This is a genomic window from Microcystis sp. LE19-195.1E (assembly GCF_027532095.1).
GTDB classification, from domain to species: Bacteria; Cyanobacteriota; Cyanobacteriia; order Cyanobacteriales; family Microcystaceae; genus Microcystis; species Microcystis aeruginosa.
In genome coordinates this window covers 1-23,000 of the sequence record NZ_JAPZSZ010000077.1, presented here as the reverse complement: position 1 = coordinate 23,000, position 23,000 = coordinate 1, and the positions used below count along the sequence as shown (strand labels likewise).

Sequence of the window (23,000 nt, the reverse complement as noted above, 5' to 3'; positions counted from 1 at the left end):
AGGAAAAAATATGAGAATTGCTATCGCTCAATTAAATCCCATTGTTGGAGATATCGAAGGAAATGCCCAAAGAATTTTAGAGGCCGCTCAAACAGCATTTAATCAGGGAGCAGAATTACTTTTAACCCCGGAATTATCCCTCTGTGGTTATCCTCCCAGAGACTTGTTATTAAATCTGGGTTTTGTCGAGAAAATGTCTCGACAATTGCAATTATTGTCCCAACAATTACCAGAAAAATTAGCCGTCTTAGTCGGTTTTGTCGAAAAAAATCCCTCGGCAACGGTCAGAGGAGAAAAGCCGTTATTTAATAGCATAGCTTTGTTAAAAAGTCAAGAAATCAAACAAATTTTTACTAAACGTTTATTGCCTACCTACGATGTTTTTGATGAGGATCGTTACTTTGCTTCTGGGAAAGAAAGTCAATATTTTCAACTAACAGAAAATAATGTAAAAATCGGTGTAACTATCTGTGAAGATGTTTGGAATGATGAACAATTTTGGGGTCAGCGTCAATACGCGGTTAATCCCATCGCCGATTTAGCTAATTTAGGAGTGGATTTAATCGTTAATCTTTCCGCTTCTCCCTACAGTGTCGGTAAGCAAAAATTGCGAGAATCTTTATTATCCCATAGTGCCACTAGATATAATTTACCTATAGTTTATGTCAATCAAGTGGGAGGTAATGATGATTTAATTTTTGATGGTGACAGCGTGGCTTTTAACAGACAAGGAGAAGTGATTTATCGCGCCCAAGCATTTACTTCTAGCCTAGAATTAATCGAGTTTAATCAAGATTTGTTACCCGCAGTTATTCATCCTTTACCTGTCAATGAAGATGAGGAAATTTATCGAGCCTTAGTCTTAGGAGTGCGAGATTATGTGCAGAAATGCGGTTTTAAACGGGTAATTTTCGGCTTGAGTGGTGGCATTGATTCCAGTTTAGTTGCCGCTATTGCCAGCGACGCATTAGGTAAAGAAAATGTTCTCGCTGTGATGATGCCTTCTCCCTATAGTTCCGACCATTCCATTAGCGATGCAGTGGCTTTAGTTAATAATTTAGGTATCAAAAGTGAGAAGTTAGCAATTCAAGAAATTATGACCGCTTATGATCAACTTTTAGATGGTCTTTTCGCTGGGACTGATTTTGGTATTGCCGAAGAAAATCTTCAGTCACGCATTCGCGGTAATTTATTAATGGCTCTCTCTAATAAATTCGGTCATTTACTATTATCCACTGGCAATAAATCAGAAATGGCGGTGGGATATTGCACCCTTTACGGTGATATGAATGGTGGTTTAGCAGTGATTGCTGATGTGCCGAAAACCAGGGTTTATTCCCTCTGTCGCTGGTTAAATCGGCACGGGGAAATTATTCCCCTTAATGTGATTAATAAAGCTCCTAGTGCTGAATTAAAACCCAATCAGAAGGATCAAGATTCTTTACCTCCCTACGAGATTTTAGATGCTATTTTAGCACTATTAATCGATCGCCATCAATCCGCCGAACAAATTATCGCCGCCGGCTTTGAGCCTGAAATTGTGCAGAAAGTGATTAAATTAGTTAAAAATGCCGAATTTAAGCGCAAACAAGCCCCTCCTGGTCTAAAAATTAGCGATCGCGCTTTTGGCACTGGTTGGCGAATGCCCATCGCTAGTCGCTGGGGTTAGGGGGTTTTTCAGTTATCAGTTATCAGTTATCAGTTATCAGTTATCAGTTATCAGTTATCAGTTATCAGTTATCAGTTATCAGTTATCAGTTATCAGTTATCAGTTATCAGTTATCAGTTATCAGTTATCAGTTATTAGTTATTAGTTATTAGTTATTAGTTAAGTATCTAAGCAAAATTAATTAAACATTTCGATAAAGCTTTTGCCTTTTGCCTCCTGCCTTTTGCCTATCCTAACCAATAAATTAATTTTGCACAACTACTTATAAGATGTGAGTTATCAGTTATCATTGATTAGTGATTGGTCACTGATTACTGTTCACTGATTACTGTTTACTGTTCACTGAAAGGGGTATTCGTGAGAGAGGAAGGGTAAAGGGATTAATTCTCCTGTTGCCTCGCCGATTTGTACTTTCAAACCCTCTCCTCCCGCTTTTGTTTTCACATAACCCAAGCCAAAATCCTCCAGCACACTGGTGAGTAAACCGACTTTTTGCGCTTCTAAAATAATCGGGGTATTGCTGGGGACGGGTTGGCTGAGTTTTATGCCCCAAAGTCTTTGTTTTACGCCTTTATAGGTGTTGAGACGGGCGATAGTTTCTTGACCAATATAACAGCCCTTATCAAAAACGATCGCTCGCCATAAACCGGCCTCTAAAGGGTTATAGTCTTCGGTTAATTCTCGATCGACTGCCGGTCGGCCCTGATGGATTCTCAGGTATTCCCACACCTGCTCATCTGCGGGAGTAACGCCATTTTTTATTAAATTTTCCCAGAGGGGACCGGCTTCGGCGGCGGCAACGATTAAAGTATATCCGGGTAGGTCTAAGCCGGTACCGACGGCCAGTCTCAGGGCGGGTTCAGAAAGGAGATAATGACTATGCTGCACCCCCGTTAAAATCTGCTCTGGAATGGCGATTTTTTGCAGGTATTGCCCGCTTTCAGTACCGATTAGGGTAAAAATGGCAAAATTATCGGTTAAGTCGCTAATTTCCACTTTATCGAAGGGGAAAATATAGCGATCGATCAATTCCAGTAAAAATTGACGACGTTGGGGAGAAACGAGGATGAGGAGGGAATCATCGCCGGCGTAAACTGTGACAAAATCGAGGGTACGACCGGTAGAGTTAAGGAAAATTGTCTCACAACCCTGACCCGGTTTCAGGCGATCAATCGCGTTACTGGTTTGATTGTGGAGAAAACGCAGTCGGTCCTGGCCTTTTAATTCTAATAAACCCCAATCGGAGCGATCGATTAAAATTGTTTGGGATGCTAAACTTTGGGGATCATTGCTGTAATCTTTGAGAAAATTAGCGGCATACTCTGCCTTGATCGTTTCTAAATCTGCTTTCATTGGGGTAAATTAGCGAATAATCGGTTAATAATGCGCTCGGTTTTCGTTTCCAAACTCTGCCAATCTAGTTCACCGGTGGGGTCGAGGAGACTGGTATCGATGGTGACGCTCTCTCCCTCATCGGTGGGATAATCGAGAAAACAGACTTGAAAACAAAGTTCCCAAATATTTACAGTAACGGAGCGATCGAGATAAGTCAAACAGAGCAGATAACTGGGATAGGGATCTTGAATTTCTGTATAAGTTCCTTTCCAGAGGGAATTTTCTAACTGTTTACGCAGATTATCCAGCACCCGAATAAATGCCGGTTGCATTAATAATTGTGCCTGTTCCCAAGCGGTAATATCTTTAAATTTTGGATTCATCTTATCAGTTATCAGTGATCAGTGATCAGTAAACTGATCACTGATCACTGATTTAGGCTGTTACTAGGGTTGCTTCCTTAGCTGCCATCATTTTCATCAGGTCTAACATCCGGCAGGAGTAACCCCACTCGTTATCGTACCAAGAGACGACCTTAAAGAAATTGGCATTAAGTTGAATGCCAGCTTTAGCATCAAAGATACTGGAATGGGGGTCGGTGATAAAGTCACTCGATACCACTTCCTCATCGGTATAACCGAGGATACCTTTCATCGGTCCTTCGCTGGCGGCTTTCATAGCGGCGCAGATTTCCTCGTAACTGGTGGCTTTTTCGGTTTTAAAGGTTAAATCCACCGCCGAAACGTTGGGAGTTGGCACACGGAAGGCCATACCGGTTAATTTGCCTTTTAGGGAAGGAATAACTAGGGTTACTGCTTTGGCTGCTCCCGTGGAGGAGGGGATAATATTTTGACCAGCGCCGCGACCACCGCGCCAATCTTTTTTCGATGGACCATCCACGGTGGGTTGAGTGGCGGTCATCGAGTGTACCGTGGTCATTAATCCTTCCGCTAGTCCGAAGTTATCGTTAATAACTTTGGTGATCGGGGCTAAACAATTGGTGGTACAACTAGCGTTAGAGACGATCAGATCCTTAGCGGGATCGTACTCATTATCGTTAACACCTAGTACAATAGTACGAATTTTGTCGGGATCTTTGGTGGGTGCGGAGATAACCACCCGTTTGGCCCCGGCTTCTAGGTGTTTTCCTGCCCCTTCCGCGGTGGTAAATAAACCGGTGGACTCGACCACATAATCGGCCCCGGTTGCACCCCAGGGCAGTTGGGCGGGGTCTTTAATCGAGTAACAGGGGATAAACTTACCATCCACGACGATGCCATCTTCTTTTGCTTCTACCGTACCCTGAAAACGTCCGTGGGTGGAGTCGTATTTGAGCAGATAGGCAATATTATCGGGGGGGACGAGATCATTAATACCAACAAACTCGAAATCAGGATTTTGGATACCCGCCCTAAAAACGAGGCGACCGATACGACCGAATCCGTTGATGGCGACTCTTACTTTTGTCATGAAAAAAACTCCTTTGCAGCTGCGATAAGCTTAGGCACGATCAAGAAAAAACAATCCGAGAATTGATTAGCCTGTAGAGAATCCCTTATATGCTAATCAGCTTTTGTTGATCGCTAGATGAAGTATAGAAAGATTTTAAGTTTCAGTGCTTCCAAGATAAAAAATCATCAATTTGCTACCCTAGTCGTCCTCGCCACCGGCATCGAGAAAACCTAATTAGGCCTTGGCCGACCAACGAGAATGTGATTATATAGCCTTTTGGGAAAAGCCGACATTAAAAAATCATTAAAAGCTTTCTGAGAATGATTGATACCTAAGTTAAGAACATATTAATATGCCTTTAAAAGCCATTTAAAAACCCCGCCCGACTGACATAAATTCTCCTGGCCGGATTGACAAAATATAGCTTATTTTAATAGTTTTTTGCGCCCCAAAAGGTTAGACTCTTGATTACAGTTTGAAAACTGACCGAGGGTTAACCCTCTCGATAATCTGGAGAAATTGTCTATCAACTCTCTTAATCTCATCCTTCATAGATATTGGAGAAATATTCATGGTATCCGCACCAGAAAGACCCTTAACAGAACAAAATCCCCTTTCTCAAGACGAACTCTATAAAACCCATGCCTATTGGCGCGCTTGTAACTATTTAGCTGTAGGTATGATTTATCTGCGCGATAATCCCCTGCTCAAAGAACATCTTAAACCCGAACACGTTAAGTATCGTTTGCTCGGTCACTGGGGAGCGAGTCCGGCCTTAAGTTTTACCTACGTTCACCTCAACCGTTTAATCAAAAAATACGACCTCGATATGATTTTTATGGCCGGTCCGGGCCATGGGGCGCCGGGGGTACTCGGTCCGGTTTATCTAGAAGGAACCTATTCGGAAATTTACCCCGATAAAAGTGAAGACGAGGAAGGATTACAAAAATTCTTTAAACAATTTTCTTTTCCCGGTCACATCGGCAGTCACGTCACCCCCGAAACCCCCGGTTCTATCCATGAGGGCGGCGAACTGGGTTATAGTGTTTCCCATGCCTACGGTTCTGTTTTTGACAATCCCGACCTAATTACGGCCGTGGTGGTGGGTGATGGGGAAGCTGAAACCGGTCCCCTTGCTACCGCATGGCACTCGAATAAATTCCTTAACCCGATTCGCGATGGTGCGGTACTGCCAATTTTAAACTTAAACGGTTATAAAATCGCTAATCCCACCATTCTCTCCCGTATTTCGACGCACGAGTTAGAAAGTCTCTTTGTCGGTTACGGTTACACTCCCTACATCGTCGAATGTAAGGAAGATGAAGACCTCATGCACTGCCATCAAAAAATGGCCGCTACCCTAGAACACTGTATCAATCAAATTCGCTCCTATCAACAGGAAGCTCGCAGCACGGGTATTGCTAAACGTTACCCCTGGCCGATGATTATCCTCCGGTCCCCCAAGGGTTGGACGGGTCCGAAAAACGTTGATGGTCATAAAGTAGAAGGATTCTGGCGCGCTCACCAAGTCCCCATGGGTGCCATGCAGGAAAACCCCGAACACTTGAGAAAATTAGAGGAGTGGATGAAAAGCTATAACCCGGAGGAATTATTTGACTATACCACGGGTAAATTTAAGCCAGAATTTAAAGAACTCGCTCCTAGGGGTCATCGTCGCATGAGTGCTAACCCGCACGCTAACGGCGGATTGCTGCGTAAAGACCTAAAAATGCCCGATTTTCGTCAATATGCCGTAGATGTCACCCACCCGGGCCAGGTGGAAGCGGAAAACACGGGAGTGATGGGGGTATTTTTGCGGGATGTAATGCGAAATAATATGACTAATTTTCGCGTTTTTGGTCCCGATGAAACTGCTTCTAATCGTTTAGCGGCTCTCTATGAAGTGACTAAAAAAGCTTGGTTAGCCGATACCTATCCGGAGGATTTAGATGGTAGCCAATTATCTCCCGATGGTCGGGTGATGGAGATACTGAGTGAACATACTTTAGTCGGTTGGTTAGAGGGTTATTTATTATCCGGTCGTCACGGTTTATTTCACTCCTACGAGGCTTTTGCCCACGTTATCGATTCCATGTTCAACCAACACGCTAAATGGCTCGATATCTGCAAAAATCATGTACCTTGGCGTGCTTCTGTTTCCTCTTGGAATCTGTTATTATCCTCGGTGGTTTGGCGGCAGGATCACAATGGTTTTAGTCACCAAGACCCCGGTTTTATCGATTTAGTAACCAATAAAAGTGCCGACGTGGTGCGGGTTTATCTTCCCCCCGATGGTAACTGTTTATTAAGTGTGGCTAATCACTGTCTCAAGAGCAAGGATTACACTAATATTATCGTTGCTGATAAACAGAAACACCTGCAATACTTGACCATTGAAGAAGCAATTAAACACTGCACCAAAGGTATCGGTATTTGGGATTGGGCAAGTAACGATGATGACGGAATCAATCCCGATGAACCGGATGTAATTATGGCTTGCTGTGGGGATATTATCACTAAGGAATCCCTGGCAGCAACGGCAATTCTGCGGGAAGAATTCCCTTACTTAAAAGTTCGCTTTATCAACGTGGTTGATCTGTTTAAATTACAGTCGGAAAGTGAACACCCCCACGGTTTATCAGAACGGGATTTTGATAGTTTATTTACCCCTGATAAGCCAATTATCTTTAATTTCCACGGTTATCCTTGGCTGATTCATAAACTTACCTACCGTCGCAGCAATCAAGAACGTATTCATGTGCGCGGTTACAAAGAAGAAGGGAATATTAATACTCCCCTAGAATTAGCGATTCGTAACCAAGTTGATCGTTTTCATTTAGTAATCGATGTCATTGATCGCGTGCCGAAATTAGGTTCTGCTGCCGGTCATGTGAAGGAACGGATGAAAAATGCTATTATCGATAATCTCGATTATGCTTTTACCAATGGTATCGATAAGGACGAGATTACTAACTGGAAATGGCCTTATTAATTAGGCTAGAAAGTGGTTTAGGTGATGATAATTTATTAGTTTACCGATAAATTTCATCTTCCTATTCCACCTAAATAAAATATTCTTGATTTTCTACAGGGTGAGAGCATCTCAAAAGCTGTTGACAATTGGACAATTTTGTGATCCGCATGGGTATTTCAGGTGATACCAGTCAATCAGAATAGTTACGAAATCTTAACAATTGAGATGGCAAATTCTCCTCAAATTTGGATCATTTCATAATCAAAAGTTCATTACCAGAGCGAAAAATTACGCAAAATGGTGATAGTCACTTTACCTGTTTTTAAGGCAGGCTAATTTATCGACGATGACTGGGTGAAAATTAATCATTAAATCAATTTATAACAAGCAATCGAGGGTTTTACTATCGCGTTAATGTACCTTAAAAAAGTAGCTATCACTTTATTTTAGCTTTTGGAAATAAAATTAAGATAAAGCGTACTAGAATAGATAATTTCTTCGTTTGAAAAAACGCATTCAATCATCTATTTTAATAAATGTTCTATTTCTTCATCTGTAAAACCAAATTGTCTAAAAATTCGTAAAACATAAGCAGGGGACATTTCTTTTGCACCTATATCAATAGGAACGATTCGACGTTGATTATACAATACTCTACAATATAAACGATGATCACCTTTTCCTTCTCGATAAAATTGACAGCCTCCTTTTTCAAGAATTTTGATTAGTGCTTTGGGTTTAAGAGAAGGAATATTTTTAGGCATAAACTTTTCTGAGTTCGTAAGTTTCGGGAGTTTCAGAATCTCCCACAGTTAAAAATTCATGAAGTTCGTCTATAGGAATAGGACTGGTATAGATATTGGCTTGATCATGATAAATCTCCCAAAAAGATTCAATCGCTTCTTTTAGTTTCTCAATAGCTTTTTCCTGAGTTTCTCCTTGTCCAACTAATCCATTTTCAAGACATAATGAAACCCAATAATTTGCACTTTTTCTCAGAATAACGGTATAAAAGTTCATGGTGATTGTTCCGTTGAAATTTTAATCGGGGATTAGAATTTACTCCAGCTTAATTTTAACACAAAACCAACCCAACAAACTGCCTTGCCTCAATCTTTTAAATTAACGTCTTTGGATCATTTCATCAATAGACAATAAATAAGGCGCATTATACTTTGTTAATGCACCGGATAAAAAAGTGATCGCACTTTCAATATTCTGCCAAATGCGATCACAAATCCCCATTTTTACATAAAAAAGATAATATAAAACTCAAATTTGAACTATTGTTGTGGAAAGATACTAAGATGACAAAGTTATAATTAACTCAAGCGGAAATTGAAAGCCTTACTTCTGATGAATTTTTGTATTTAAGAAATTGGATTAATAAGTTAGACGATCAACAATGGGAAAAACAAATTGAGGAAGATTTCATAGCTGGAAAACTTGATTTTCTAATTGACGAAGCATTATTTGAAAAAAGTAAAAATTAATCACTCTAACAATATGTAAACGAATAATTTTAGGGCGATTTTCCCTATCATCATAATGACAATTAACGGCATCTTTTACCATTTCTCGTAAAGATTGTAAATCATCGGCTTCGGTAAAAATAGACTCGCCTAATGCCCTTGCTGTATATCCCCCTTCCGGTGCATCTTCCACTAAAAAAACTATTTCTGTCATATTTCCTTCTTTACTCTCTAAATTTTTGCAGTAATTTTAATTATAGTTTGTTTAGTTTTTTAGATAGCACTTTTTAAAGCTTACAAGATTAGCGTTCGCCGTTTATCAACCCTAATCGCCTCTTTATTGCCAAAATGTAGTTAAACAAAGTGCAACCCAACACCAACCAAATAAATTAATAGTTGATCATCTTGGGTTTCGTGCCTCAACCCAACCGACAAGAACGGCGTACTGCTACGCAGTGCCTTCGGCATCGCACTAATGTTTTTCTGTTTGTCTAGGATTTAAGAGATTTCCTGTTGCTTTTCAATAGCACGGGCAATGAGAGGAGCTTTTCTTGCTAATCCCTCTAGGGTGATTTCACCTTGTTCATACATTCTAAACCATTCTTCCCGTTGGCGTAGTATTCTTTCATCGTAATTTAAGCCTAGACGTTGCAGAGTAAATTCAGCTTTTTGGCGTTGATTATCAGGGACGCTATCGGTTAACACTAATTGTAACGATGGTAACAAAATTTCAAACCAATTATCTTCAACTTCAAAGGGATCAAGTAGGCAATCATCTAGGTTTTTTTTGCTACTATTAATCCAATTTGCTACATAGCGATAATTAGACCATTCATAGCTTAAATGACGGTAATTATGAAAAGATAAAAAGTGATCAACAGTGGCGGTAGGGTCATACATAACGGAATAGCCACATAAGTTATTAAATCCTTGTGCTAAATCTGCCCTAAAAGGAGACCAGTAATCTCTGGGGCGTTTTGCCGCAGGATTTTCGGCTAACCAAGTATTTCCTTTTTGACGACATTTTTGATCAAACTCGGTGGGTTCAGGAATCGGAATAAATTTCTGCATTTAATCATCAGCCTCCATTCTCACTATCCAACGGGGGAAAAAGGGATCATGACCCGGTAAGAGTTTAAGTAATTGTTGATGAATTTTTTCTTTGGTTCTTAAGTTTTCTGGAAATTGGTTCATATCGTCTTTTCTCATCCAAGCTTGGGCGGCTTCTATTGCTTGTTCTGCTTCTTGAGAACGGGCTTGTTTAAGTCCAAAAACCTCTGAAGTTAACCAACCAATCACATCACCTTGTTTTGCCCAGGTAATTTCATTTAAGGTTACTTGATTGTCATTAAGTTCAAATAGAAATAATTTATCTTTTTCTTGATCAAATAAGGGTTCAACTGAAGCCAAAACCAGGGGAGAATGGGTAGTAATAAAGAGTTGAATATCAATAATCAGTTCTAATTCTTTTAAGACAGTCAAAATTGCGGGTAGGATTGATCGTTGCCAACGAGGGTGTAAATGCGCTTCGGTTTCATCCATTAAAAAAATCAGTTGACGGGCTGGACTTCTTCCAAATAGTTGAGCAGTAATTAAATTTTCTGACTGCATCCAAACTAACATATAAGCTAGGCTTAGAATCCGTTGAATTCCCGCCGATGCTTCAGTAACAGGAATTGTTTCATAAGGAAGTTCTATCGTTGGAATACCTCGAATATCATCTAAAGACATTCGTGTGGGTTCACCAATTTTTATCTGCTCATTTTTTGCAGAAAGTTTTTGAATAATTTCAGCTAATAATTTAATATTTGATTGGTTGGGTTGATTTTGCCACTTAATCCAATCTTCAAGCAAACCATAGGAAATGATTTTATTTTTGACTTTTCGACCATACCAAACTTCTGTTGAAGAAAGTTTAAAAGCTTTTTCTTTGTAGGGTACATAGATAGAAAAGCCACCATCAACACGACAATAAATATTTAAACTATTGTTTCTGTCTGAAATATGAGGTTCTATTTCTATTGTTCGATTTCTTTTGTGATAACTACTAACAGGGTTTTGTCCTTGTTTATTGTTAATACACCACCAAATAATATCCAGCAAAAAAGTTTTACCGAGGCCGTTGTCTCCTGTTAATATATTAAGTCGAGAGGCACAGTCTAGATCAATCTCTGAGGCAGGGCTAACATTTTTAAGATGGATTTCTTGAAGCATTTTCAGTTATTTATAATTTTTCGTTTCCTGCCTTTTTTTTACTGGTAGAGAGTAAAGGAGAAGAATTAAAAACAATTTTCATAGAGATTAACAATTTTTTTCTCTATCTATGTCTTCCCTAATAAGATAAGAAAAATCGATTCCGATTAATTCTAAAATTTTCAAGAATATTTCTGGAGCCATTTCTATGACTTCTGCGGCTTTATGAAGACTGATGATACGAGAAACCAAAGCACCCACTACAAAAATAAATTGTTCTTTTTGTTCAAAATTATCAAATAATTGAATTTCGGCGGCGATTTCTTGAAAAGTGGTCGAAGTATTCATTGTCTTGTTAAGTTTTATTAATTAAGACACACCTGACCCGATTTTAACATAAAACCAACCCAACCAACTCCCCTGACCTAAATTTTTGGTTCTTCGTTACTTGGTATGATTCGATCAGGGGGCATAAATTGACTAAATCCTTATCTGGCAAAAGACTTAATTGATTAGTTCGCTCTAGATCAAAAACAATTGACAAAAATCGCTAAATGCCTTTCTATACAAATAAGGGTTCCATCCCTTATAATCCCCGTCCATTGCATAACACAAACCGAAGAGCCGTTATTGCGTGGTTATCTGTAAAAGGTAATTCATATAAATTGCTAACTTAAGCTATAGTCTAATAAATTCAATTGCAAAAGCGGGGAAATCTGTTGCGCTTGCGAGGTGTTTCTGAGATTTCGGCAGCTACAGGGGAAACTAACGCCCCAACCGATTATGTAACCTATCTGATCGAGAAGTATCAATAATGCGAGTTCTGATTGATACCAATGTCATTCTTGATTTTCTACAAGAACGAGAGCCATTTGTGGAAAACGCAGCAAGATTATTTGAGCGTATTGATGCTGGGGAAATTCAGGGATTTATCGCATCAACGACAATAACTAACATTAGTGGATAGAATGCACAAAATTAGCATTCAGGTCTTGATTCAGCAACGCCTTTGACACTGGCAATGATTTGTCCGATGTCTTGAGGAGTGGCACCTGTTGCCAACAGCGAGGGGATAAGCAATTCCAGTGAAACCGACGGATCGCCATTTTCAGCTTTGGCAATCCGAGGTTGACTAGAGCCGATTTTATTGGCCAGTTCACTTTGAGTCATTATCTTCTGCCGCTGACTTTTCAAACTTTTGCTAAGAGCTAGTTTGATTTCAACAAGGATAATCTCTTCGGGCGTTAACTCTAAAAAGTCGGAAACGGTTCCGATTTTCCAGCCTTTTGATTCCAAAAGCCCTTTTTTAGTCTCTTCCATCCTCTTATTCCTGCTGATCAGTATCGTATTTACTCAAGCGTTTCTTACAAACCTCAATTACACTTTTGGGTGTTGCTCTTGTTGTCTTATTAAACACCTCAATAATCAAGATTGCATCTTCATCAATTCGATAAATAATCCTCCAATTTTTATCGATGTCTCTAATGCGTAGCTCATGACAATGATAGCCTACACTTGGCATAGGACGCGAATGTGGCAAACCAAGGGGTTCGCCTTCCTGTAGTTGCCTGAGTAAGACACCTGCTTCGATCCGTGCTTCTAAACTGAAAGGTGGGGTCTTGATCTCACCATGCAGCCAAGCTAAAGGTTTGCTTTGATCAGCCATGATGTGTTTATATCATATCTGATGTACTAAAATATGGCAATCGCCTCACTACTATCTAACAATTCAAAGGTGGCGGAGCGATAAAATATGAACAGCGAACCTACTTTGAGCAACTCTCAAACTGATTGGTAACAATTAGAGGCAATCAGCGATATTGATAGCGATGTGTGAGATTATTCTTGAGATAATAAATGGCTGGTTATAATTAAATTAACAATGGATTTTAGGTTCGATCCCCCCTGCCCCCCTTGATAAGGGGGGTGCCGGTAGGCGGGGGGATCTCCCTTAATAAGGGGGGCATCTGATAATTTTTAACGTCTACCTAATTATAAGGCCGATGTCTGATAACTGATAATTGATCGCTGAATTTAACTTCTTAAAGAAACTTGGAACTGTTTAACTAAAGCTTCTCGCACTTTTGTCATTAAGGGTTCTACCTCTTCATCGGTTAAAGTTCGATCGCTGGCACGATAGACTAAACTAAAGGCCAAACTACAATGATTTTCTGGCACATTCTGCCCCTGATAGCGATCGAATAATTCGACTTTTTCTAAAAGAGTTCCCCCAGCATTTTTGATAGTTTTTGTCAATCTATCTACGGGTATATCTGTAGAAACAAAGAAGGCGATATCTCGCGCAGCCCCCGGATAGGTAGAATAGACCTGTAAACGCGGGGTAATTTTGGCACTATCCCTAAGAGTTGCTAACAGGAGCGGGAACTGGATTTCAAAGGCATAAACTGCCTCAATTAATCCCTTTTGCTGACGCAATTGCGGGTGTAGTTGACCAAAAATTCCTAAGCGTTGTTTGCCAATCCATAAAGATGCTGTTCGTCCGGGATGAAAACGCGCATCTTCGGCATCTTTTTCGTAGCTTACTGTCAGCGAAAGGCGATCAAATACTGCTTCTAAAATCCCTTTTGCTTCATACCAAGTCATGGCCACCTCTTTACCCGATCGCAGCCAACGTCCAGCAGGGAAGAAATCACCGCCAAAAATGCCAGCAATTGCATCGTATTCGTTGATATTATCCGATTCTAGGCGGAAAACTCGCCCGATCTCGAAGCCATTTAAGGCCCCGTTACCCTGAGACTGATTATACTCAAACGCTTCGATTAAACCGTCGAGGAGATTAGTCCGCAAAGCAGAATACTCGACAAAAAGGGGATTAGCGAGGACAACTTCCGCTAATTCCGGTTTAACTAGGGAATACTGGACTAATTCCGTCAAACCGACTGCTCGAAAAGCTTCCCGCACCCGACGCTGTATAGTTTCCTCAAAGGATAATCCTCCGGCTGCGGTTTTTGCTGGCAAAGTATCGACAAAGCGATCATATCCGTACAGTCGCGCCACTTCTTCAATTAAGTCAATTTCTCGTTCTAAATCCCGATAACGGTAGTCTGGCACTGTCACAGTCCACAGAACAGGATTTTTCGAGGTTAACTGCAATTCACAGCCTAAATTGCCTAAAATCCGTTCCACATCTTCGGCGAGAATTTCACCGATCGCACCATTATCTAGGGTAACTTGACCCAGTAGCTGCTGCAAACGTTGTAAACGCAATTCGATCGAACGACTGGACTGATCAGCACGATAATCAGCTTTAACCTGACTGCTGACAGTTCCCCCAGCTAACTCTAGAATCAAATCGATCGCCCTTTGACAAGCATATTCCAAAGCGGCGGGATTAACACCGCGTTCATAGCGTCCGGAAGATTCGCTGCGTAAACCCTGCGCTTTTGAGGAACGACGGATGGCGATCGGATCGAATAAAGCCGACTCTAGCACAAGATTAACGGTTTCCTCGTTAACTTCTGTATCTTGACCTCCCATCACCCCCGCTAAAGCTACAGGCTGATTATTGGCAGTAATTAATAAATTAAGCTCTTTTAAGCTTCTTTCCTGACCATCAAGGGTAATGATTTTTTCCCCTTCCTCGGCAAAACGGACCCCAATAGTAACGGATTTACCTCCGGCAAAACTTTGTAAACGATCGCGATCGAAAGCGTGTAAGGGTTGTCCCCACTCCAAAAGTACATAATTAGTAATATCGACCACATTATTGATCGATCGCAATCCGGCAGCCTGTAAACGCTGTTGCAACCATAGCGGAGATGGGCCAATTTTTACCCCCTCGATCACCGTACCAATATAAGCAGGACAGGCTTTATTTTCTGATATTTCCAGCGTTAAATCTTTTTTATGGGAAAATTCCCCTAATTTCACTTTTGGTAGGCTTAATTCTCCTCCTGTCAAAGCCGCCACTTCTCGCGCGACTCCGATCATACTCAAAGCATCGGCGCGGTTAGCGGTGGGAGAAATATCTAAAATCACCTCATCGAGTCCTAAAAGGGGACGAACATCTGTACCTAAAGGGAGATTTTCCTGGCTAAAAATGTGGATTCCTTCAGAATCCTTAGTTAATCCTAATTCTGCGAGGGAACAGATCATCCCTTCCGATTTTACCCCGCGCAATTTAGCCGGTTTAATCGTTAAATTGATTTTGGCTAAATAAGTTCCCAAAGTAGCCACGGGAACTAGAATATCAGCCCTAGCATTGGGCGCACCACAGACAATTGTACTAGGGTTTTCCTGACCGATATCCACCTGACAGACACTTAGTTTATCTGCATTGGGATGGGGTTGGCGATCGATAATTTTACCAATAACCACACCCTTTGCCCATTCTCGGCGATCCTCGATCTCTTCCACTTCTATTCCCGCAATTGTCAATAATTCGGCTAATTCTTGGGGAGATTGGGCAATTTTGACTAATTCTCGTAACCAGTTGATCGAAATCCGCATCGTTAATTCTTGCTTGCCGTTGGTTCTTAACTATTGTAAACGGTGGGTTGTCACCGCGACTGGGTTGACAGGAAAATGATTGCTAGTCAAAAAAAGAGCCACAAATGAGTTATGATACAAGGGTTTTATCGTAAAAATTGCAAATTTTATCTTTGATCCTAGCTATTTCAGTTGTTATCGGCAATATTGTAGGAGCCAGTAAAAATGAATCGGCTTTTTGAAAGTTTACAAATCAGTGGTTATCGTGGTTTTGAACAAATAGAACTTTCTTCTCTAGGACAGGTGAACATTTTTGTCGGTAATAATAATTCTGGCAAAACTAGCATTCTCGAAGCTGTTTCAATTGTTTGTAATCCCCTCGATCCCTTTCAGTGGCTAGAAGTGGCTCAACGTCGATTATATCTAGGCAGAACATCTTTAATGCGACCGGATTTGGAAGCAATTAAATGGGTTTTCTTTCGTCAGAATAATCTTGCTAGTAACGCATCCTATCAAGGACAAATTTCGATCAAGTGTACTGGAAATTCACCGATTAAAAATCTAGCGGCTAATCTCACCGATATTTACGGTGCGAGCAACGAAAAAGACAACCCAGAAAAGTTCAATGATGATTCCACCAATTCGGAAACCGATCTGGTTATCAATGGGTTAGAATTAAGTGTTACCGCCCATATTTTAGAGCAAGGCAGTCTGTTTGGGATAGATAAGGAACAAGTATTTCAGTTTTGGGAAAAAGAGCGTTTTATTCAAAGGAAACGACAAAAAATACTGGTGAAGAATGCCACCATATTTCCTGCTTATTTGTCCTCGGAACCAATTCTAGATAGACTCTCACAAATCATCCTAAAGGAAGAAAATAACAAAGATGACATCCTAGATTTAATTCGGTTATTTGATGAGGAAATCACCGACCTACAAATACTTTCACCCAACAATAGACTAACTCTTTATATAGAACATAAACAGCTTGGTTTTGCTCCTCTCTATGTGTTTGGTGACGGATTTAAAAGAACCTTAGTTATGGTGCTTAGTTTGTTGACAATTACCGATGGGGTACTTCTGATTGATGAAATCGAGACATCTATTCATATTTCTGCCTTAAGTCGTGTATTTTCTTGGTTAATTAACACCTGTAATCAAAGAAGAATTCAACTTTTTGTAACTACCCATAGTTTAGAAGCAGTTGATGCCATGCTACAGTCAGAAAAGTCCATAGAAAAAGTGGTAGCTTTTCGGTTAAATTCTCCAAGGGAAAAACCTCAAAGATTTTCGGGCGATTTATTGCATAGATTGCGTTGGGAACGTGGGTTAGATGTGAGGTAAAGATGGTGAGATACTGCTATATTGTTGTCGAAGGTCCGCAGGATGTCGAATTCCTAATTGGTTTACTTAAATTTTATGGCTTAAAGCGAGTTATTCATTTATCTTCATTGGATAAATTTTGGGAAACACTTATCCCGAAAGGTTATCCAGTAGATGATGATTTAACCAAACGAGTACCAGTACCATCTTTTGTTCAAAATGAGCAATTATCAATCGCTTTACATAGTGCTATTGGCGATACACGCATAGCGCAAACCATCGAAGAAAGTCTCAAGTTTATTCAACCTTCACAGCTTTTTAGTGTGGGGATTTTTGCTGATGCTGATTACAGGGAAACACCTCAAGAAAGGTTCAATAAACTAATTACTAAGTTATCGGATATTGACTTACCAAATTTGCTACCACCTTCTCAAATTGGTCAAGTTAACAATCATTCGCCTCGCTGTGGTATTTTCATCGCTCCTAACAATCGTGAGCAAGGAACTTTAGAAGATATTCTCCTCGAATGTGCTAAGATAAATTATCCTGATTTACTCAATCTTTCTCAAACCTACATAGAAAGTATTGACAGGAATCAGTTAACTAAAAATGATCTCGAAGATTTTAAAAAACCAGCAGGTGAAAAGAAAGCAATTATATCCAGTATTAGTAGTATATTAAGACCGGGTAAAGCCCTACAAGTTTCCCTACAAGATAATCGCTGGCTAGATGAGAAAATCCTAGAATTAGAGAGCATCAAACTTATTAAAAATTTCCTTGAGCAAATTATCGGACTTTGAGAAAAAAAAGATAATTGAATAGCTGCTATCGAAATTATCCCCATCTCCACTAAAAACAAGCTATCCTAAAGATTGCCATCCCGTTGCGATTCTATCCGTGCCTTACTATTCCCAATATCCCGACGCTTTCACTCCCAGTTATCTGAGCGAACTACAAGGACAGATTCTCGCTTGTCCCCACTTCACAGTTAACAATTTAAATCGAGATTTCGTTAAAACCAAAGGCTTTTCTATCGCTTTTCGACGCACACAAATCAGCGATGTCGAACGAATGTTTCCCTATTTTAAACCCTATCTCGATCGCAGTTTACAAGCTGACTGCAACGCTTTTTATCTTAACCCCTTACTCCTACAAACCGGTTCACGGGTAGATCCCCATATCGATCGCTCCCTGCGCTCCTATTGTAAAACTATCGATCCCCCGCTTCTAGTTAGCGTCCTTTATGTGCAGGTTCCTAAAGATATTCAAGGGGGGGAACTGGTACTAGCAACAGGCAATCGTTCCGTGGCCCAGATTCGTCCTTGTGCTAACACCTTGATCCTCTTTCAAGGAGATCTTACCCATTCAGTTAATCCCGTTAGTTGTTCTGGTATTCGTCTGAGTCTTGTCTGCGAACAATATCGTTTAGATGCCGAAGAATTGCGAGAGATTCCCGAAATGCAGATAGAATCGCGAACCATAAAACCAGAAAAGAAAAAAAAGAAAGATCGGGTCGTTGCCCTACAATAAAAGGGCATTTTTGTAAAGATATTCTAGATGGTGATGCGCGAACCGATCGTCGAATTAAGGGGAGTAACCAAAGCTTTCGGCAAGAAAGTAATCTTAAATAACGTCGATCTGAAAGTGTACGAAGGGGAAGCGATCGGCGTGATCGGTCCGTCCGGGACGGGAAAATCGACCATTTTACGCTTAGTCGCCGGATTACTTGCCCCCGATCGGGGAGAAGTGTACATCTACGGTACAAAACGGCAGAGAACCGTAGAACAGGGGGAAGATCCCCTCGGTGTTGGTCTAGTTTTCCAACAATCGGCCCTTTTTGACTCCCTCACCGTCGGGGAAAATGTCGGTTTTGCTCTCTATCGCCACTCAAAGCTAAAACGAGCCGAAATCCGCGATTTAGTGGAAGAAAAACTGGATTTGGTGGGAATGTCCGGTTCCTACGACCTCTATCCCTCTGAAATATCCGGAGGGATGCGAAAACGCGTCAGTTTAGCCAGAGCAATTATCAGCGATCCCTCGATCGCCGCCGATCGACCGAACATTCTCCTTTACGATGAACCCACTGCCGGACTCGATCCCGTCGCTTCTACCCGCATCCAGACGGTAATTATGGAACTTCTCAAAGTAAAAAAAGCCTGTGGGGCCCATCTCATTGTCACCCACGTCCACAGCACCATCGAAAATACCACTGATCGCATCGTTTTTCTCTATAAAGGTCAATTTCAATGGGTTGGACCGACTCAAGAGGCTTATCACTCCGAAATCCCCGTACTCAAGCAATTTTTTACCGGCAGTATCGACGGACCAATTCAGTGATCAGTAAACAGTAAACAGTAAACAGTAATCAGTGAACTGATAACTCGCATCTGATCACTGATCACTGATCGCTGAAATCCCCCGATTTCTCCTGTAAGATACTGTGTAGAGATGAGGAGTAATTATTTATGGAAGCTGGCGGTTCACAACGAGGGATTTCCCCAACTCTGCGGCAAAGTGGTATCGGTTTAATGTTACTGGCATCGGGGGGAATATTAATCTGGTTTGTCGCCTGGTTAAGTAATTTTAGCTTCGGGGGACGCAGTTATCGCGCCAGCTTCCTTTTTCCTAATGTGGGTGGCATGATGGTGGGAACCCGCGTCGGTTATCGGGGAGTGAGAATCGGGCAAGTGACGGCAATTACCCCAGAACCAGAGGGAGTCGCCGTAGAAGTGGAGATTTCGCCAGCAGATCGCCTAATTCCCAGTAATTCCCTCATCGAAGCCATTCAATCCGGTTTAGTCGGTGAAACCACGATCGATATTACTCCCCTGCAAGCTTTACCCGTCGGTGGTGTTAAAGAACCCCCTTTGAGTCCTAACTGCAATGGGGAGGTGATTATCTGTAACGGTTCCCGTTTACAAGGGCAATCGGCGCTAAATGTCAATACCTTGATCAGATCTTTACTGAGAATTTCTAATCTAGTTAGCGATCCCGATATGGTGGCCGGATTTCGTTCTTTTACCCAACGCGCTGCTAATGCCTTGGGGGGACTCGATCGCTTTAGTGGTGAGGCAACCACCGCTTTAAGCGAGGTTCGTCGCAGCGGTACTCTAGGTAAAGTTAATTCGGGTATGAGATCCCTAGAATCTTTACCGCAAGTATCCGGTTCCCTCGATCGCCTTTCTAGTGATCTTTCCGGTGTCGGGGGATTGAGTCAGGAAGCGACTACTTTACTGAGAAGTTTACAGGGAAGTGGCGGCCTGAGAAATTTAGACGCTACCCTAGTGGAGGCCCGAAAAACGCTGCTTTTGGTGGGAGAAACTACGGAAGAACTGCGGGTTTTTTTGGCAGCTAATCAAAATCGTTTAATTGCCACTCTCGATAGTATCAAAACTACCAGCGATCGCCTACAAACTACCCTCGCTGCTTTGGATCCGATCCTCACGGAAGTGCAGAAAAGCCAAATTATTGAGAATTTAAATACTATTTCGGCAAATGCTGTTAAATTAAGCGAAAATTTGGGCAACTTTACCGCTTATCTCTCCGATCCTGCCACTGTTGTCACCCTACAGCAACTCCTCGACTCCTCTCGCGCCGCTTTTGCCAATCTTCAGAAAATCACCTCGGATGTGGATGAAATTACCGGTAATCCGCAACTGCGACAGGAAATTATCCGCTTAATTCAAGGTTTAAGTCGTTTGGTTTCTTCTAGCGAACAACTACAGCAGGAATTCGCCCAAGGTCAAGCAATGACAAGAATGGCCGCCCAAATTGCGACAATAGCCCCAAATCCTGCCCCTAATACCCCAGAAAAAGACGCTAAAAAACCTGAATCTGAGTAGCAGAATTTGGGGTTAGGGGTTGGGAAAAAAAAGTCCGAGCATTTGTACTAAATTGTTTCAAGACCCTGCTAGTGTGCCTAATTTTTTGTCATAGCTAAATGAGGAATTTCTTCACCATGTTGACGATAACTTTCTTTAACGCCTTCCCAAGCTAAAATTAATTGATTGAGTGCTGTTTGAGGGCGATCAGCAAAAGCGGAAACGCTAGGCATTTCTACTAAGTATGCTATCCAATCTCCCTCCTCATCTTGGAAGATATTAATGCTAAAACCGTTAAAATCGTCGGTTGTTGGATTCATTTTCTTCCCCCTGTATTTTTAAAAATTGTTTAACTTGATAAGCTTTCGCTTCACCGTTTTTTGTCGGTTGAATAGATAGACGGACTCTCTTGGATGAATACCAAATGTGATGACTTCCTGTTTGATGGTCAAAAGTCCAACCGCAAAGATTAAGCAAACTCTCAAATTCGCTAAAACGTAATCCTTGAGGTGAGTTTTTGGCCTTTTCTAGCAGTCTTTCTTTTTTTCCCATCGATCGATCACAACGAACTCAATCTATTTTAGCTTAAAGTTAAAAGAAGGAGATCGCATTTATACATTAGAGATAGAATGCAATTCGCCCATACAATCGCCGAAAATCGCTTAATTTTGCTAATTTTTGAGTCATGACTAAAAACTCCATTTTTAGATAAACAACCATAGCCTAGCACAGAAAAGCTTAAAATAAATGAAAAAATGATTAATTTTTTCCTCAAGATGGCCTTAAATGAGCTTTGGGATAGAGAGACTTGTGGCAAGATATAATTAAGGTATATTTTGGGGAAGAAATTGGATTATGGAAGAACTTTTAGAATTAAAGGCTTTACTCTTAAAAGGTGATATTAAAGGTTCACTGGCGATTGTAGAAGACCTTGAAGATATGAGCAAAAATGGGATTATTAGCACCATTCGTAGTTATGCTGTTATCTTATTACTTCATTTAATTAAACAACAGGCAGAAAACCGAACCACTCGTTCTTGGGATGTCTCCATTCGCAATAGTGTTAGAGAAATTCAACGCCACAATAAACGCCGAAAAGCAGCAGGATATTATTTAAGTGATGAGGAATTAACAGACACTTTAAACGATGCTTATCTTAATGCTTTGGATGCCGCTTCTTTAGAAGTCGAAGCAGGTCGGTATCAATCGGAGCAAATAGAAGCTATAATTGACAAAAATAAAATAGATCTCTTGCATAAGTATAGACAAAATAGGATAAAATAGTCCAAGAGTTGGTGGTGATTCGGTAGTAGTGATGGCGGCTTAATCCTTTGCCAGCTGTGCATTGTAGTCATGGATAAAATACCAGGGTAAGCTCATCTAATTTGGTATAAATTGTACTTGACAAAGATTTCTGAATAGGGTAATCAAATCGCCATAGCACCGTCCCGCACTGCCAGTACCCAGACTTAGCCGCTGCTACCTCTGTATAATTTATAATTAGCCTTAGTCTCACTGTTGTTGATGAAAATTAATGAGGAAATAGCTCATGGGTAAAGGTTTTGCTCCCGTTCTCCCCACCGGAAATAAAGCTCAACTAAAACCTGAGCTTCCTTTAACATCAATCAATGAAATTCAAGCTAGTTTATTGACTTATCTTCAAGATATTCCTGACCCAAGAGTGTCCCGAACCCAAAAACATTTATTAACCGATATTTTAGCCATTGCTATTTTAGCCGTTATAGCAGGAGCCGAAGGTTGGGAAGACAGGGAAAATTATGGACTCAGTAAGCAGTCTTGGTTATCTGAGTTTTTAGAATTACCTAATGGCATTCCTTCTGATGATACTTTTCGGCGGGTTTTTGAACGGATTAACCGGGAAGCTTTGGCCAAAGTTTTGTCTCAATGGCTACCCCATTTAATCGGTTCTCTTTCGGGGGAAATAGTTCCCATAGACGGGAAAAGTCTCAGAGGTTCTTACGACCGTAATCAAGGAATTAAAGCCTTGCATTTAGTGACGGCTTGGGCGGGGGAGCAGAAATTAGTTTTAGGACAAGTCAAGGTGGAAGATAAATCCAATGAGATTACTGCTATTCCCGCTTTACTAGAACTGTTAGACCTTCAAGGGGCAATTATCACCCTAGATGCTATGGGAACTCAAACGGCGATTATTAATCATATTCAAGCCAAAAAAGCTGACTACGTTGTCGCCCTTAAAGCTAATCATCCGACTCTTTATACTCAGGTCAAAAACTGGTTTGAGCAAGCTCAAGCACATCAATTTGATGGTATTCAATTTAGTTATGATTACC

The 23,000-nt window shown here is 40.9% G+C and carries 24 protein-coding genes and 1 pseudogene; 10 read left to right on the top strand and 15 right to left on the bottom strand.

Features of this window, described 5'->3' with window-relative positions:
• Nucleotides 1–10: 10 nt before the first annotated feature.
• Nucleotides 11–1,669 (top strand): NAD+ synthase, encoded by a 1,659-nt coding sequence (locus O9300_RS04735; protein WP_147069437.1) that lies wholly within the window; start codon nucleotides 11–13, stop codon nucleotides 1,667–1,669.
• Between the two features lie 339 nt (nucleotides 1,670–2,008).
• On the opposite strand, the gene ygfZ is transcribed toward O9300_RS04735, so the two are convergent.
• Genes ygfZ through gap form a run of 3 tightly spaced genes read right to left on the bottom strand, consistent with a single transcriptional unit; the run spans nucleotide 2,009 to nucleotide 4,474 of the window.
• Nucleotides 2,009–3,022 carry a CAF17-like 4Fe-4S cluster assembly/insertion protein YgfZ gene (gene ygfZ / locus O9300_RS04730; RefSeq protein WP_002798205.1) on the bottom strand — a complete coding sequence of 338 codons (1,014 nt, stop codon included), beginning with the start codon at nucleotides 3,020–3,022 and terminating at the stop codon, nucleotides 2,009–2,011.
• Complete coding sequence (locus O9300_RS04725) at nucleotides 3,019–3,387, bottom strand: hypothetical protein (RefSeq protein WP_008200332.1); 369 nt, start codon at nucleotides 3,385–3,387, stop codon at nucleotides 3,019–3,021. The genes ygfZ and O9300_RS04725 overlap by 4 nt, the downstream gene beginning before the upstream one ends.
• A gap of 52 nt (nucleotides 3,388–3,439) precedes the next feature.
• Nucleotides 3,440–4,474, bottom strand: a complete 1,035-nt coding sequence (gene gap, locus O9300_RS04720) for a type I glyceraldehyde-3-phosphate dehydrogenase (RefSeq protein WP_052277988.1) — start codon at nucleotides 4,472–4,474, stop codon at nucleotides 3,440–3,442.
• 553 nt (nucleotides 4,475–5,027) lie between these two features.
• Here gap and O9300_RS04715 point away from each other — a divergent pair.
• On the top strand, nucleotides 5,028–7,448 hold the full coding sequence (locus O9300_RS04715) for a phosphoketolase family protein (RefSeq protein WP_287970347.1): 2,421 nt from the start codon (nucleotides 5,028–5,030) through the stop codon (nucleotides 7,446–7,448).
• A gap of 506 nt (nucleotides 7,449–7,954) precedes the next feature.
• On the opposite strand, the gene O9300_RS04710 is transcribed toward O9300_RS04715, so the two are convergent.
• The 7 genes and pseudogenes from O9300_RS04710 to O9300_RS19625 all read right to left on the bottom strand — a co-directional run bounded on the left by O9300_RS04710 (nucleotide 7,955) and on the right by O9300_RS19625 (nucleotide 11,703).
• Nucleotides 7,955–8,194 carry a type II toxin-antitoxin system HicA family toxin gene (locus tag O9300_RS04710; protein WP_002798208.1) on the bottom strand — a complete coding sequence of 80 codons (240 nt, stop codon included), beginning with the start codon at nucleotides 8,192–8,194 and terminating at the stop codon, nucleotides 7,955–7,957.
• The gene (locus O9300_RS04705; protein ID WP_002776938.1) at nucleotides 8,187–8,450 is read right to left on the bottom strand and encodes a type II toxin-antitoxin system HicB family antitoxin; all 264 of its coding nucleotides are present in this window, start codon (nucleotides 8,448–8,450) and stop codon (nucleotides 8,187–8,189) included. The genes O9300_RS04710 and O9300_RS04705 overlap by 8 nt, the downstream gene beginning before the upstream one ends.
• A gap of 411 nt (nucleotides 8,451–8,861) precedes the next feature.
• Nucleotides 8,862–9,116, bottom strand: a complete 255-nt coding sequence (locus O9300_RS04700) for a 2-oxoisovalerate dehydrogenase (protein WP_147072160.1) — start codon at nucleotides 9,114–9,116, stop codon at nucleotides 8,862–8,864.
• A gap of 284 nt (nucleotides 9,117–9,400) precedes the next feature.
• Nucleotides 9,401–9,973, bottom strand: a complete 573-nt coding sequence (locus O9300_RS04695; RefSeq protein WP_287970344.1) for a hypothetical protein — start codon at nucleotides 9,971–9,973, stop codon at nucleotides 9,401–9,403.
• Complete coding sequence (locus O9300_RS04690; protein ID WP_158200219.1) at nucleotides 9,974–11,116, bottom strand: AAA family ATPase; 1,143 nt, start codon at nucleotides 11,114–11,116, stop codon at nucleotides 9,974–9,976.
• Nucleotides 11,117–11,203: 87 nt separating this feature from the next.
• Nucleotides 11,204–11,443, bottom strand: coding sequence for a hypothetical protein (locus O9300_RS04685; RefSeq protein WP_158200220.1), 240 nt, complete (start codon nucleotides 11,441–11,443; stop codon nucleotides 11,204–11,206).
• A gap of 43 nt (nucleotides 11,444–11,486) precedes the next feature.
• Nucleotides 11,487–11,703: pseudogene (locus O9300_RS19625) on the bottom strand (hypothetical protein).
• Nucleotides 11,704–11,909: 206 nt separating this feature from the next.
• Between O9300_RS19625 and O9300_RS04680 the strand changes: the two are divergent.
• Complete coding sequence (locus tag O9300_RS04680; protein ID WP_002768178.1) at nucleotides 11,910–12,062, top strand: type II toxin-antitoxin system VapC family toxin; 153 nt, start codon at nucleotides 11,910–11,912, stop codon at nucleotides 12,060–12,062.
• Nucleotides 12,063–12,073: 11 nt separating this feature from the next.
• Here O9300_RS04680 and O9300_RS04675 read toward each other — a convergent pair whose 3' ends face one another.
• From O9300_RS04675 to pheT, 3 genes are all read right to left on the bottom strand, one after another.
• A complete protein-coding gene (locus O9300_RS04675) occupies nucleotides 12,074–12,415 on the bottom strand; it encodes a helix-turn-helix domain-containing protein (RefSeq protein ID WP_002763718.1) in 342 nt (113 codons plus the stop codon).
• 4 nt (nucleotides 12,416–12,419) lie between these two features.
• Nucleotides 12,420–12,761, bottom strand: coding sequence for a type II toxin-antitoxin system RelE/ParE family toxin (locus O9300_RS04670; protein ID WP_002763716.1), 342 nt, complete (start codon nucleotides 12,759–12,761; stop codon nucleotides 12,420–12,422).
• Between the two features lie 368 nt (nucleotides 12,762–13,129).
• Nucleotides 13,130–15,565 (bottom strand): phenylalanine--tRNA ligase subunit beta, encoded by a 2,436-nt coding sequence (gene pheT / locus O9300_RS04665; protein ID WP_287970340.1) that lies wholly within the window; start codon nucleotides 15,563–15,565, stop codon nucleotides 13,130–13,132.
• Nucleotides 15,566–15,769: 204 nt separating this feature from the next.
• On the opposite strand from pheT, the gene O9300_RS04660 reads away from it, so the two are divergent.
• The 5 genes from O9300_RS04660 to O9300_RS04640 all read left to right on the top strand — a co-directional run bounded on the left by O9300_RS04660 (nucleotide 15,770) and on the right by O9300_RS04640 (nucleotide 20,709).
• Nucleotides 15,770–16,888: an AAA family ATPase gene (locus O9300_RS04660; RefSeq protein WP_287970338.1), complete on the top strand. Its 1,119-nt coding sequence runs from the start codon at nucleotides 15,770–15,772 to the stop codon at nucleotides 16,886–16,888.
• Nucleotides 16,889–16,890: 2 nt separating this feature from the next.
• Entirely contained in the window at nucleotides 16,891–17,667 is a 777-nt protein-coding gene (locus O9300_RS04655) for a DUF3226 domain-containing protein (RefSeq protein WP_287970336.1), read from the top strand.
• A gap of 97 nt (nucleotides 17,668–17,764) precedes the next feature.
• Nucleotides 17,765–18,397 carry a 2OG-Fe(II) oxygenase gene (locus O9300_RS04650; RefSeq protein WP_287970335.1) on the top strand — a complete coding sequence of 211 codons (633 nt, stop codon included), beginning with the start codon at nucleotides 17,765–17,767 and terminating at the stop codon, nucleotides 18,395–18,397.
• Nucleotides 18,398–18,424: 27 nt separating this feature from the next.
• Nucleotides 18,425–19,204, top strand: a complete 780-nt coding sequence (locus O9300_RS04645; RefSeq protein ID WP_002776950.1) for an ABC transporter ATP-binding protein — start codon at nucleotides 18,425–18,427, stop codon at nucleotides 19,202–19,204.
• 128 nt (nucleotides 19,205–19,332) lie between these two features.
• Entirely contained in the window at nucleotides 19,333–20,709 is a 1,377-nt protein-coding gene (locus tag O9300_RS04640) for an MlaD family protein (protein ID WP_287970333.1), read from the top strand.
• A gap of 77 nt (nucleotides 20,710–20,786) precedes the next feature.
• On the opposite strand, the gene O9300_RS04635 is transcribed toward O9300_RS04640, so the two are convergent.
• Together O9300_RS04635 and O9300_RS04630 are read right to left on the bottom strand one after the other, a co-directional pair.
• Nucleotides 20,787–21,008 carry a type II toxin-antitoxin system HicB family antitoxin gene (locus tag O9300_RS04635; RefSeq protein ID WP_002738523.1) on the bottom strand — a complete coding sequence of 74 codons (222 nt, stop codon included), beginning with the start codon at nucleotides 21,006–21,008 and terminating at the stop codon, nucleotides 20,787–20,789.
• Entirely contained in the window at nucleotides 20,983–21,240 is a 258-nt protein-coding gene (locus O9300_RS04630; protein WP_079210168.1) for a type II toxin-antitoxin system HicA family toxin, read from the bottom strand. Before O9300_RS04630 ends, O9300_RS04635 begins: the two co-directional genes overlap by 26 nt.
• 303 nt (nucleotides 21,241–21,543) lie before the next feature.
• Between O9300_RS04630 and O9300_RS04625 the strand changes: the two genes are divergently transcribed.
• Both O9300_RS04625 and O9300_RS04620 read left to right on the top strand, forming a co-directional pair.
• On the top strand, nucleotides 21,544–21,972 hold the full coding sequence (locus O9300_RS04625; protein WP_287970330.1) for a DUF29 family protein: 429 nt from the start codon (nucleotides 21,544–21,546) through the stop codon (nucleotides 21,970–21,972).
• Between the two features lie 265 nt (nucleotides 21,973–22,237).
• Nucleotides 22,238–23,000, top strand: a 763-nt coding sequence (locus O9300_RS04620; RefSeq protein WP_287970328.1) for an ISAs1 family transposase, incomplete at its 3' end; no start/stop codon positions are given.